This is a genomic window from Acinetobacter sp. YH16053 (assembly GCF_013417035.1).
GTDB lineage: Bacteria > Pseudomonadota > Gammaproteobacteria > Pseudomonadales > Moraxellaceae > Acinetobacter > Acinetobacter towneri.
On the sequence record NZ_VPEP01000006.1, the window covers coordinates 114,271 to 126,902 of the forward strand.

The 12,632-nt window shown below is 42.0% G+C and carries 14 protein-coding genes; 2 read left to right on the forward strand and 12 right to left on the reverse strand.

What is annotated here, in order from left to right; translation table 11 throughout:
• Positions 1-79: 79 nt before the first annotated feature.
• The 3 genes from thyA to lgt all read right to left on the reverse strand — a co-directional run bounded on the left by thyA (position 80) and on the right by lgt (position 2,325).
• On the reverse strand, positions 80-922 hold the full coding sequence (gene thyA / locus FTV43_RS07525) for a thymidylate synthase (protein ID WP_004974795.1): 843 nt from the start codon (positions 920-922) through the stop codon (positions 80-82).
• Between the two features lie 98 nt (positions 923-1,020).
• Positions 1,021-1,404, reverse strand: a complete 384-nt coding sequence (locus FTV43_RS07530) for an AzlD domain-containing protein (RefSeq protein ID WP_004974797.1) — start codon at positions 1,402-1,404, stop codon at positions 1,021-1,023.
• Positions 1,405-1,515: 111 nt separating this feature from the next.
• Entirely contained in the window at positions 1,516-2,325 is an 810-nt protein-coding gene (gene lgt, locus FTV43_RS07535) for a prolipoprotein diacylglyceryl transferase (protein WP_096901379.1), read from the reverse strand.
• A 93-nt stretch (positions 2,326-2,418) separates the two neighbouring features.
• On the opposite strand from lgt, the gene FTV43_RS07540 reads away from it, so the two are divergent.
• Positions 2,419-3,201, forward strand: a complete 783-nt coding sequence (locus FTV43_RS07540) for an NRDE family protein (protein ID WP_004974805.1) — start codon at positions 2,419-2,421, stop codon at positions 3,199-3,201.
• 40 nt (positions 3,202-3,241) lie between these two features.
• On the opposite strand, the gene FTV43_RS07545 is transcribed toward FTV43_RS07540, so the two are convergent.
• The 5 genes from FTV43_RS07545 to rdgB all read right to left on the reverse strand — a co-directional run bounded on the left by FTV43_RS07545 (position 3,242) and on the right by rdgB (position 8,020).
• Complete coding sequence (locus FTV43_RS07545; RefSeq protein WP_179995225.1) at positions 3,242-5,557, reverse strand: PhoX family phosphatase; 2,316 nt, start codon at positions 5,555-5,557, stop codon at positions 3,242-3,244.
• Between the two features lie 171 nt (positions 5,558-5,728).
• The gene (gene tatC / locus FTV43_RS07550; protein ID WP_004974811.1) at positions 5,729-6,514 is read right to left on the reverse strand and encodes a twin-arginine translocase subunit TatC; all 786 of its coding nucleotides are present in this window, start codon (positions 6,512-6,514) and stop codon (positions 5,729-5,731) included.
• Positions 6,511-6,981, reverse strand: coding sequence for a Sec-independent protein translocase protein TatB (tatB, locus tag FTV43_RS07555; protein WP_179995226.1), 471 nt, complete (start codon positions 6,979-6,981; stop codon positions 6,511-6,513). Before tatB ends, tatC begins: the two co-directional genes overlap by 4 nt.
• A gap of 18 nt (positions 6,982-6,999) precedes the next feature.
• Positions 7,000-7,224 carry a Sec-independent protein translocase subunit TatA gene (gene tatA / locus FTV43_RS07560; protein ID WP_004974820.1) on the reverse strand — a complete coding sequence of 75 codons (225 nt, stop codon included), beginning with the start codon at positions 7,222-7,224 and terminating at the stop codon, positions 7,000-7,002.
• A 169-nt stretch (positions 7,225-7,393) separates the two neighbouring features.
• Positions 7,394-8,020: an RdgB/HAM1 family non-canonical purine NTP pyrophosphatase gene (gene rdgB, locus FTV43_RS07565; RefSeq protein WP_004974822.1), complete on the reverse strand. Its 627-nt coding sequence runs from the start codon at positions 8,018-8,020 to the stop codon at positions 7,394-7,396.
• A gap of 130 nt (positions 8,021-8,150) precedes the next feature.
• Here rdgB and FTV43_RS07570 point away from each other — a divergent pair, with 130 nt between their 5' ends.
• A complete protein-coding gene (locus FTV43_RS07570; protein ID WP_225530200.1) occupies positions 8,151-8,396 on the forward strand; it encodes a cytoplasmic protein in 246 nt (81 codons plus the stop codon).
• 50 nt (positions 8,397-8,446) lie between these two features.
• On the opposite strand, the gene FTV43_RS07575 is transcribed toward FTV43_RS07570, so the two are convergent.
• The 4 genes from FTV43_RS07575 to leuA form a co-directional block, all read right to left on the reverse strand.
• Positions 8,447-9,037 carry a tetratricopeptide repeat protein gene (locus FTV43_RS07575; RefSeq protein WP_070153255.1) on the reverse strand — a complete coding sequence of 197 codons (591 nt, stop codon included), beginning with the start codon at positions 9,035-9,037 and terminating at the stop codon, positions 8,447-8,449.
• Complete coding sequence (metW, locus tag FTV43_RS07580; protein ID WP_004974832.1) at positions 9,034-9,627, reverse strand: methionine biosynthesis protein MetW; 594 nt, start codon at positions 9,625-9,627, stop codon at positions 9,034-9,036. The genes FTV43_RS07575 and metW overlap by 4 nt, the downstream gene beginning before the upstream one ends.
• Complete coding sequence (locus FTV43_RS07585; RefSeq protein ID WP_004974835.1) at positions 9,627-10,787, reverse strand: homoserine O-acetyltransferase; 1,161 nt, start codon at positions 10,785-10,787, stop codon at positions 9,627-9,629. Before FTV43_RS07585 ends, metW begins: the two co-directional genes overlap by 1 nt.
• Before the next feature lie 93 nt (positions 10,788-10,880).
• A complete protein-coding gene (gene leuA / locus FTV43_RS07590) occupies positions 10,881-12,578 on the reverse strand; it encodes a 2-isopropylmalate synthase (RefSeq protein ID WP_131260575.1) in 1,698 nt (565 codons plus the stop codon).
• Positions 12,579-12,632 lie beyond the last annotated feature (54 nt).

The following is a 12,632-nucleotide window of genomic DNA, read 5'->3' on the forward strand; positions in this document are numbered from 1 at the left end:
ATTTTCTTAGTCTGCCAAGCATCTTTTGGGGACGTTGGGGCAATTTAAATGTTGAGATGATAAATCTAGCAACAGGCAATTAAACAGCGACAGGTGCTTTAATTGCAGGATGTGACTCATAGCCTACAATTTCAATATCTTCAAATTTAAAATCGAAAATATCTTTGATTTCAGGATTGAGTTTTAACTGACATAACGCCAGTGGTTCACGGCTTAGCTGTAACTGTGCCTGTTCAAAGTGGTTGGCATATAAATGCGTATCGCCACCTGTCCAGACAAAATCTCCGACTTCTAAATCACAGACTTGCGCGATCATGTGGGTTAGTAAAGCATAGCTGGCAATATTAAAAGGCACGCCTAAAAACACATCGGCACTGCGTTGATATAGCTGGCATGAGAGTTTGCCGTTGTGCACAAAAAACTGGAATAAAGTATGGCAAGGCGGTAAAGCAACTTGACCTGCTTCTTTCGGGTTCCAGCCTGACACGATTAAACGACGTGAATTTGGATTGGTTTTAATTTCATTGATTAACCATGCAATTTGGTCAAAACCATCTTGCTCATACAGACCATCGGCTTTTTGTGTTGCACCAAAATTACGCCATTGATGTCCGTACACTGGGCCAAGTTCACCTTCAGGACGACCAAAGCGCGCGGTTTGTTCTGCGGTAGACCATTCATCCCAAATACTGACTTTATGTTCTTGTAGATATTTGACGTTGGTATCGCCTTTTAAAAACCATAACAGCTCAATTACGATAGAACGGAAATGTACTTTTTTGGTAGTCAGCAGTGGAAAACCTTGTGCAAGGTTAAAACGCATTTGGTGCCCAAACACTGAACGTGTGCCTGTTCCGGTACGGTCACCTTTGTCGCCACCATGGTCAAGAATATGTTGGAGTAGGTCTAAATACTGGCGCATAGCGTTCTCTGGTCAAGCAAAAGAAATATTTTTTGTTTGGGCAATTCGATGCCCAGTAAATCAGAAAGAATAATAGCAGAGTTTTTAAAGTTGTGACTTTATTGTGTGTCGGAAGCGTGATGTTGATGCAGTAAAGCCAACGGCGAAAACAGGCAAATAGCCAAAGCGGTAAAGCCAATGCCTTGAGCGCCCGACAGTAAAATTTCACCGTGTTGAATCTGCATGAAAATTATTGCGAGTAACAACGCCAGTGGAATCCAAGTCAATAGTCGTGCCAACCAACCTGTGGGATGTTGTGCAGTAAAATGAATTTTGCAGTAACGACAAATTAAAAAAACAATACCTGTGGCCAGAAACATTAAAATCGCATCGAGCTTTAAGGGTTCTAAGAAGTATACCGCTGCAGTGACCAGCGCGATCACCATCAGCAGGGCAATTTTCTTTGTGACCGCAACCTGTGGGTTAAACCAAAATTCAAGCATGTGAGATATTGATGTCTGAAAAGTGTAAGTAATAGATAGCACTGTAGCATAAAAAAGGCGAAGATTGACTTCGCCTGAATGGATGAAACCTGCATTTAAATGGGTAGTAGCTTAGCTGTTTTTTTGCGGCCCCCAATCATAAATTTTCTTTTGATAGGCATACCACATCATCCAGAAACCGACCAAAATCATTGGTAAGCTCAGGAATTGTCCCTTACTCATCCATGCAATAAAGAGCTGACCATGATCGGGTTCGCGGAAAAATTCGACAACAAAGCGCGCCAAACCATAACCAATCAGGAATAGGGCAGACACTGCCATGCGTGGACGTGGCTTTGAACTAAACCACCACAGTACAATAAACAGGATTAGACCTTCACATAAGGCTTGATACAATTGCGATGGATGACGTACCAATTGTAAAGGATCGGTCGGGAAAATCATCCCCAAAGCAAAATTCGGATCGGTCACAGGGCGACCATATAATTCACCACCAATAAAGTTACCAATACGACCAAACATTAGACCTGTAGGTACACATGGGGCAATAAAATCCAAAGTTTGAAACCACGTCATTTTGTATTTTTTACACCAGAACAGCATGGCTAAAATCACGCCCAGAAAGCCGCCATGGAAACTCATGCCGCCTGTCCAGACTTGGAATAACCACAGTGGATTTTCCAAAAATTGTTCAAAGCCGTAGAAAAACACATAACCGACACGTCCACCAATCACCACGCCCAAAGCGCCGTAAAAGATCAGGTCGGAAACCATGTCTGGTGTCCAGCCACGTTGTTTGGCACGGTAAGTTGCCAAACCCCATGCAAATAAAAATGCCAGTAAATACATCAAGCCATACCAATGGACTTGTAAAGGCCCGAGCGAAATAGCAACGGGGTCAATATTTGGATAGGTGAGCATTCCTGTTCCTTGTGATTCTGTTTTGCACAGATTTTAGCTGAATGTGATGAAAAATGTTGTACATTCAATGTGTAAAGATCAAGAGTTTAAATTATGTGTATTGTGGCATTGGCTTGGCAGGTCTTGACAGACACACCACTGTGTTTGATTTCAAATCGAGATGAGTTCTATCGGCGTCCGACAGCAGCACTGGCAGCATGGTCTGATAGTCCAATTGTTGCAGGGCAAGATTTAGAATCGGGCGGTACGTGGATGGGCATTACCCCATCGGGACGCTGGGCTGTGATTACCAATTATCGTGATGCGAATGATGTTCGTGAATATCCAACTTCACGTGGGCATATTATTCAGGCTTTTTTAGAATCTGAGCAAACGCCTATCCGTTTTGCGCAAGCCTTAGAAAAACAGCAATGTGAATATGCAGGTTTTAATTTATTTGTGGGTGACACCACTCAAGCGGTGTACATGAGTAACCGTGGAGAAGCGCCGCAGGTTTTAGCTAAAGGCGTTTATGTGGTGTCGAATGGATTGATGAGTGACCCTTGGGAGAAAACTGCACGCTTACGCAAACGCTTTACGCAGGAGTTTTTACCGATGCTGCAATTGCCTGATCTTGCAACGGCAGAGCTAAATGCTGCGGCGTGGGATATTTTGCAAGATGAACGCAAAGTTGCATCTGAATTGTTACCGCAAACAGGGATTTCATTGGAGATGGAAGCGTTGTTGTCATCGACTTTTATACAAAGTCCACTTTACGGTACACGTTGTTCCAATTTTTTACGTATGCAGGCGCAGCAATTTACATGGCTGGAAAAAACACAATATGGTGAGCAAAAGGGAGATATTGTGCAGCAACAGTTGAACATTGAGGCATAAAAAATGCCGACGTGATGTCGGCATTTTTAATTTATGGATGTTATCCAGCAATTGCTTTGCCGTCTTTACGGGTGATGACAACCGTTGCTGAACGAGGACGTGCAGTTTTATTGTTCATGTCAGTTTGTGTTGCAGGCCAATGGCTGCTTGGCGCATCAAAACTCTTTGAATCTTCACCTGGGTGCTGAACGTTAATAAAGATAGCTTTGTAGTCAGGTGTCATGGTTACACCTGTAATTTCACATTCTTTTGGCCCAACAAGGAAGCGACGTAAGTTTTTATCGGTGACTTGAGCACCAGCAATTGTACTTTGATCACCAACAGTTTTTACAACACCGCCATCACCAACTTGACCAGGTAGTGCTGCTAACATCATACAGTTTGTAACATCTGTATATGCGCCATCATCTGTTTGAATCCAAAGAACACCACGTGGGTCAAACCACATACCATCTGGACTTGAGAAGTCGTTTGCATCGCTTAAATTAGAAAGGTTAATTGTCGGATCCATACTTGCTTCAGCACCAAATAGATAGATATCCCATTCAAATGATGTTGCTGCAGTATTCTCTTCTTTAAAGCGGATAATATGACCATTGACGTTACCTTTACCACCTTCAGGATCGGTGTAGTTACGTGGGTTTGCAGGATCTGTTGCATAGCTTGAACCACGGTTCGAGTTATTGGTTAAAGTCACGTACACTTCACCATTTTCAGGGTTTACAGCAACCCATTCTGGACGATCCATTTTTGTAGCTCCTACAGCATCTGCTGCAAGACGAGCAAAAGTAAGGACATCCGCTTGTGAGCTAAATGGGTAAATAGCGTTTGTTTCGGTTAAGCCATTTTTACCATAAGCCAGTTCAATCCACTCTCCTGTGCCTGATGCATTAAATTTAGCGACATAGAATTTCCCTGAATTCATATATTTGTCGCCAGCTCGATAGCCACCATTCACATCTTTAGGATCCCATGTTGCATCTGATACAAATTTGTAGATGTACTCACCGCGCGAGTCATCGCCCATATAGAATGCAAATTTTTGCCTTTCAATTGCGCGGCTGGCGCGACAGTCTTCGTGAGCAAAACGACCTAATGCAGTACGTTTTACTGGGTTTGAGCGGCTATCGAATGGATCAATTTCTACAATCCAGCCAAATGTATTTGGCGCATTACGATAGTCTTGAGTTGCAGACTCTTTGGTTACGTTAGCAGCCCAACGATCATACATGTCTTGAGATTCAAAACCAGCTTCTGCTGTTTCCCAACCATAGCGTGAAGATTTATTCAAATACACGATGCGATCTTGCTCATCGCGTTCTGGAATTTTTTTATCATCAGCATCTAAAATATAAATGATGTTGTTTTTCGCATCACGTTTAACACTACCGTCTGCATTTTTTTCAGTTTGATAAGAGATCTCTAAGCCTAAGCCATAGCGTTTAAGTGCTATTTTTTCAGCTTCACTACGGGCTGAGTATTGGTCTGTACCTGAGCGTTGGAAATAACCAATAAAATTTTCTTCAGCAGTTAAATAAGTGCCCCATGGTGTATAACCATTACCACAGTTATTTTGTGTGCCTCGAGTTTGACGACCAGCGGGAGAGAATGCTGTGTGCAGTAATGGAGAACCAGCTACAGGCCCTGCAAAATCCATGACAGTCGAAGCTGTAATACGACGGTTAAATGGTGATGACTTCACAATCTCTACAGCTTGAGTTTCAGCATTTTTCTTAATATGAACGACTGAAACACCGTGTGCATTTACTTCACGAACCACTTCATCTTCTGGGCGACGTCCATCCTTTTTAGTTGCGCCTTTTGGATGTAAGAAGGTTTGGTTGATATATTCGTGGTTCAAAACCAATAAGCCATGATCTGATGCATTTTCATCATAACGACCAGTTTTAGTACTTAAGCCAAAATAGCTCATGCCATCGTGACAGTCACCAGAGCGGAATTGGAAACTTGGGCCAGATGGAACATCTGCATCTGCATTCCAATTGCTATAAGAAGGATTGATTGAGTCACCTAAAGCATATAATACAGTTGCTTGGTAACCTTCAGGAACAGTAACAATATCATTTAAATTTTTATCTACAGCTTTAAATGTTAATGTTTCAGGCTTGGTATTGGGTTCTTCTTTACTTGTTGGTGGTGTTACATTTGTATCTTCATCATCATCACTACATGCAGATAAAGAAGAAGCTAAAGCTAAAGCTGCTGCACCGCTTGCAGTTTTTTTAATTAAACTGCGACGGCTCATGCGTTGTTCTAGAATGTCACGAAAGTGCGTATTGTCTGAAGTGTTATTATCTAACTCTTGATCTTCATTGTAAGGCATAAAATCAGTCATTTTTTTCCTAGCAAATTGCTTAGTCGTTTGAAAGTTATATGTAAATTAGTGGCTAAACATGACATGCGGGTTAAGCTTATGTGTCAAACTGATTAAATCCGTTCAGTTGTGATCTACACGCACAAAAAAAGAAGCAACCATGTGCTTCTTTTTAAAATTCAATATTTTAGATTAGCTGTGACTGACTCGGCGCTTCTCAATTAATTTGCCAAAAAACAAACCAATTTCAAACAGCATCCACATCGGAATGGCAAGCATGATCATCGATAAAGCGTCTGGCGGTGTGACAAACATGGCCACAAAAAAACAGCCAACAATAATAAAGCGACGTTTTTCAACCAAAGTTTGCGTAGACACGACACCAATCATAATCAGCAAAAGTGTGACAATTGGAATCTCAAAGGTAAAACCAAAAACCAAAAACAGCTTCAAACAAAATGTAAGATAGCTATTAATATCGGTCATCGGGGCGACTGTTTCAGGGGAAACGCTAATGAAAAAGTGCAGAATGGATGGCAAGGCGACAAAGTAAGCAAAGCTAATTCCGATATAGAACAAGCAAATACTGCCGATCAGCAAAGGCAGCGCCAAACTTTTTTCTTTTTCATATAACGCTGGTTTTACGAATGCCCAAATCTGATACAAAATAAATGGCATCGCAATGAACAGCGCGACAAAAAAGTTTAGTTTAAACGGCGCCATAAAGGTTGCGGTAACATCAGTCGCAATCATGGTTGATGTATGTGGCAACTGTGCACGTAATGGTTCCGACAATACTTGATAAGTTTTATTGGCAAAGGGCAATAAACAGAAGAATAAGGCAAGAATAAGCCCTACAATTTTAAAAAGATGATTACGCAGCACCATCAAGTGCTTGGTAATTGGCATTTCTTCTAATGCGGCTTGCTCTGCCTTCACAGGCAAATGTGAAAGCTCAGAAGCGTTTGATTGGCTCATACTGCAACCTTCATTTCAGTATAGGGCGCTGTAGTATGTTGTAGCGCAGATAAATTTGAATGTGATGTCATTTTAGTTTTAGGGAGTAACACCGCAGAGGTTTTTTCAGTATTTAAAACCAAGGTGTAATGATGCTGTTGTAAGGTATTTTTTGATACGGCATGCGGGGAATGTGTGTTTTTTGCAGTTGTATCTTCAAATATTTTTTCTTGCTGCATTTCATGCATTTGTGCTTGCATCTTTGCTTCAAGTTCCTGAATACGCGCCATTTCTTGCTGCATTTGCTCGCGTAATTCAGATAAACGCAATTCGCGGTCAATGTCATTTTGAACATTACTGACCATACGTTTAATTTTAGCGTACCACTTGCCGACAAAACGCGCTGCTTCAGGGAGTTTTTCAGGACCCAGCACCAATAATGCAATGATGCCGAAAATCAGCAGTTCCGTCATTCCAATATTGAGCATAATCTCAAACCCTCAGCCTTAATGCTTTACAGTCGAATTTACATCACTGCTATTGGCTTGATGTTCAATCGTACGAGGTTCTTTCAGTTGCGCCGCTTCTGCCTCATCATCTTTTATTGATTTTTTAAAATCTTTGACCGCGCCACCTACATCTTTACCTAAGTTTTTAAGCTTAGATGTACCAAATAATAAAATGACCACAATTGCAAAAATCAGCACGTGCCAAATAGATAATCCTGCCATGATTTAGACCTCTCAATAGTTGAGCCTATCTCAACAGGTCTGTATGACAATGCGGTGACGAATGTGTTGCGATTTGACGACAAGGGATGTTTGACCTGATTTGTAAAGCTTGAAAATAAAACAGCCCGTGTTTGAAAACGGGCTGTAAGATCAATCACATCTGTTAAATCTAAGCTTGTAAACTTGCTTTAAACAGTTGCATCGCCTGACCACGGTGACTGATTTTATTCTTTTCTGCTTTCGACATTTCTGCGCTCGACACTCCCAATTCAGGCAACCAAAAGAGCGGGTCATAGCCAAAACCATTTTCACCACGAGCTTCTGCTAAAATCTCGCCTTTCCAAATACCTTGGAAAATTTGTGGTAATGGATCATCGGCATGTTCAACCAAAGCCAAAACACAAACAAACATACCTTCAATTGCTGCGCCGTCTTGACGTAGTGGTTTGAGTTTATTCAAAAGTTTTTCATTGTTGGCTGCATCATTGCCATGTTCGCCTGCAAAACGTGCAGAATAAATCCCCGGTGCGCCGCCTAAAATAGGCACACATAAACCAGAGTCATCTGCAATGGCAGGCTTTCCTGAAATTTTTGCGGCATGGCGTGCTTTTAAAATGGCATTTTCAACAAAGCTCAAACCATCTTCAACAGCATCTTCAATATTTAGTTGACCTTGTGGAATCACTTGCACAGGCAAGTCTAATTGCGCAAACAGGGTTTCAAATTCTGCAATTTTTCCCTTGTTATTGCTTGCTAAAACCAAAGTACCTTGAGCACGCCAATCAGTTGCAGCCATAATTCAGATCTTAATTCAAAATAATCTTGGATATTTTAACGGATTTTGCAGACTTAAAAGTTTAATCTTAGATAGATTTGTTTTAATACATACCAATTATGCTGAGATATAAAAAAATAGGGGAATCATGATGAGCAAAATTTCAGAGATCTACCGTTATTCGAGTCAGCACCGTACATTATTGCAGCAAAGTGAGCGTTCTGGCTGTTTTTACTGTCTGGAAACTTTTGCTTATAGCGAAATTGAAGATTGGTGTGATGATGAGCAAACCGCAATTTGTCCGCATTGTGGTATAGATGCGGTATTAGGTTCTGCTGCACTAGAAGAATTCAGTCCTGAACTGCTACAGGCCATGCAGGCAGTTTATTTCGGATAAAACAAAAAGCACCCGAAGGTGCTTTGAGATCACTTCAAACGTAGTTAAATTTATTGCGCTTGAATCCATTGGTCTGCGCGGTCACGTGCTTGACGAATTTGTTCTTGAGTTAAGTTAGCTGCCAAAGCGGTTTTCTTACCTTCAGACAAAGAAATTACTTTATTGTCGAGCATGCCATCACGGGTAGATAACTCATACCACTGATACGCACCCATATAGTTTTTCTTTTGTTCTTCCATCATGGCAAGGTTAAAGCTGGCACGGTTATCACCACGGCTAGCCGCCTTTTCAAAATATTGACGTGCTAAGACTTCGTCTTTTTTCGTGCCAATACCATCTGCCAACATACGACCTACATTTAATTGCGCAGCCGATAAACCTTGATCTGCCGCAGCTTTGTACCAAGCAAACGCTTGACGGCTGTCTTGTTGAACGTCTTTACCTTGTTGATATTTTGTCGCTAAGTAAAATTGTGCGCCTGCCTGACCTGCTTTGGCTGCTTTAATCAAGCCATTAATATCCATGGTTGAATATTGAGCCGCTTGGCTCGCTACAGAAGATGATGGTGAAACATAATCTGCATGGGCTTGAATGCTCAACAGTCCAACCAATAGCGTGGTGCTTAATAATAGTTTTTTCATAGAGCGCTCACTCGATAAATTGCGACTTCACCAAACAAATTAGGCAGATGCTTACTGAGTAAACTATCTTGTTGATTCCCATTCACGGCAAGTCGGTTAATGATGCGAATATTATTTTCGGCACAAAGTGCCTCAAAATCACGAAACGTACACAAATGAATATTTGGGGTGTTGTACCACATATAAGGTAATGCATCTGAAACAGGCATTTTCCCTTTTAAGGCAAGAAAAGAGCGAGTCTTCCAATGCGCAAAGTTCGGAAAGGTAATAATTGCCTGTTTACCCACACGTACCATATCTCTTAATAATACGTCAGGTGCATCTACTGCTTGCAAGGCTTGTGCCATGACCACATAGTCAAAAGACTGGTCTGCAAAACGGCTAAGCCCCAAATTCAAGTCTTGTTGGATGATATTTAACCCGCGACTGATCGCAATTGCAATCTTTTCTTGATCAATTTCTAATCCGTATGCACGAATATTATGCTGTTTGCTCATGTGTGCCAACAGTTCACCATCGCCACAACCCAAATCGAGTACTTTAGAATTGGGTTTAATCCACTTTTCGGCAAGTTGCTGATCAAGACGCATTACACGGCCTCCTGTGGGGTTGCTTGAAGATGTTCTGTTCCGCCCAAGAATGCACGCATGGCTTTCACGTACAGTGGAATTGGGAACAAGAACGAGTCGTGTCCTTGTTCGGCATCAATATCTAAATAGCTGACAGGTTTATGATTGCTAATTAGCGCATCCACAATTTCCTGCGAACGCTCAGGGCTAAAGCGCCAGTCGGTGGTAAATGACACCACTAAAAACTTGCATTTTGTATTCGCCATGGCTTTTTGTAAGGATTGCTCGTATTCACGTGCAGGATCAAAATAATCCAGTGCCTTGGTCATAATTAAATAGGTATTGGCATCAAAATTACGGCTAAATTGTTCGCCCTGATAGCGCAAATAGCTTTCGACCTGAAATTCGACATCAAAACCATACATAAACTTGCCAGATTTTAAGTCACGACCAAATTTCTGTTTCATGGCTTCTTCAGACAAATAGGTGATGTGTCCGACCATGCGTGCCAAAATCAATCCACGTTTTGGATAGCTGTCATGTTCCAAATAGCGTCCATGATGAAAATCTGGGTCAGATAAAATGGACTGACGTGCGACTTCGTTAAAGGCAATATTTTGTGCAGACAGTTTTGGCGCACTGGCAATAATTACGCATTTTTTCAGACGGTCAGGATAATCTACCGACCATTGCAAAGCCTGCATACCACCCAAAGAACCGCCAATAATTGAATACCAGACCTCAATGCCTAAACGGTCAGACAGCATGGCTTGGGTTTTTACCCAATCTCGCACCGTCACTAAAGGGAAGTCTGGGCCATAAGGACGGTTGTCATTTTCAGGGTTGGGCGATGTTGGGCCTGTAGAGCCGTTACAGCCGCCAATATTGTTTAGCGCCACCACAAAGAAACGACTGGTATCAATGGCTTTTCCTGGGCCAATACAGGCATCCCACCAACCTGCTTTTTTATCATCGGCATGATGATAACCCGCAGCATGGTGATGCCCTGATAGTGCATGACAGATCAGAATCGCATTGGATTTATCGGCATTTAGCGTGCCATAAGTTTCGACCATGAGTTCAAAGCGGGGCAGAACACGACCGCATTCGAGTTCTAAAGGTTCTTCAAATTGGAATTTTTCTGGAACAACAATACCTACTGAGTCAGCTGGAAAAGACACGGGAATAATTCGCCTTAAATCCTGAGGATGAATAAATAAAAGGATACCACTTGGGGTATCCTTTTCAAAATGCTTTTACATGTTAGCGCAAGATTATACTGCTGCTGCAACTACTTGATCTGTGCTTAATACGCCTTGTTCAATCAAGCGGTTGGTGCAGGCAATAATTGCATCAATAGATGAGGTCACGATGTTGTCATGTACCCCTGCACCAAAGGCAGATTTACCTGTGCCTTTGACTTGCAACTCAATCAATGCCAACGCTTTTGCATGTGCGCCAGAGCTAATGCTGCGTTCTTCATAATTCAAGACATCAATTGGTAATTGAAGTGCATTCAAAATTGCTGAAATTGGGCCATTGCCTTCACCGCGTAAGCGTTGCGTTTCGCCGTTCACGACCACATCTAACTCAATGACTTGATTGCCATTTTCATCAGATAGTTTGTAGTTTTTGGTCGCATAGTGCGCATCTTTTACTGCAACGTAAGTGTCTTTAAACAAGTTCCAGATTTCGCTTGCGCTAATTTCAGTGCCTTGCTCATCGGTACGTTGTTGCACAATTTGTGAGAATTCGATTTGTAAACGACGTGGTAAAGTCACGTTGTAGTTCGATTCTAACAAGTAAGCTATCCCGCCTTTACCCGATTGTGAGTTGACACGAATCACCGCATCATAGTCACGACCTAAGTCTTTCGGGTCGATTGGCAAGTAAGGCATATCCCAAATTTCTTCGTTTTTCTGGAATTCAAAACCTTTCTTAATCGCATCTTGGTGTGAACCAGAGAATGCAGTAAACACCAAATCACCTGCATACGGATGACGTGGATGCACTGGCAAACCTGTGCATTCTTCAACTGTGGCAATAATTTCGTTGATGTTCGAGAAATCCAATTCTGGTGCAACACCTTGGGTGTACATGTTCAAGGCAATTGCAGCAACGTCTACGTTACCGGTACGTTCACCATTACCAAATACACAGCCTTCTACACGGTCTGCACCTGCCATGATTGCCAATTCAGATGCGGCAATACCACAACCACGGTCATTGTGACAGTGTACTGAAATGATCACGCCATCACGACGCGCAATGTTGCGGTGCATCCATTCCACTTGGTCGGCATACACGTTTGGTGTAGACACTTCTACCGTTGCAGGCAAGTTTAAAATTACTTTATTGGTTGGCGATGCTTCCCAAATTTCAGTCACGGCATCACAAACATCTTTAGCCACTTCCAACTCAGTTGCAGTAAAACATTCTGGGCTGTACTGGAATACCCATTCTGTTTCAGGTTGCTTCGCTGCGTATTCTTTTACTTTGCTTGCTGCATTGATTGCCAATTGTTTGGCACCTTCAACATCAACATTCAAGACTTTGTTACGGAAGGTTGGTGAGTTGGCATTATAAATATGCACAATCGCACGTTTAGCACCTTGTAAAGATTCAAAAGTACGTTGAATTAAGTGGTCACGCGCCTGTACCAAGACTTCAATATACACGTCATCTGGAATATGACCTTCTTCAATCAATTTACGGGTGAAATCGAAGTCAACTTGAGATGCCGATGGGAAACCAATTTCGATGTGTTTAAAACCAATTTTCACAAGCATTTGGAACATTTTGAATTTTTGTTCGATGTTCATTGGCTCAAAGATCGCTTGGTTACCGTCACGTAGGTCGGTACTCATCCAAATTGGCGCTTTGGTAATTTCGTTATTCGGCCATTGGCGGTCTGGTAAATCGACACGCTGGTACATACGACGGTATTTTTTGCTTGGATCTGCCAACATCATGTGAAAACTCCTTGAATAGTAGCTGTTGCATCGCGTGGATAACGGCAACTTACT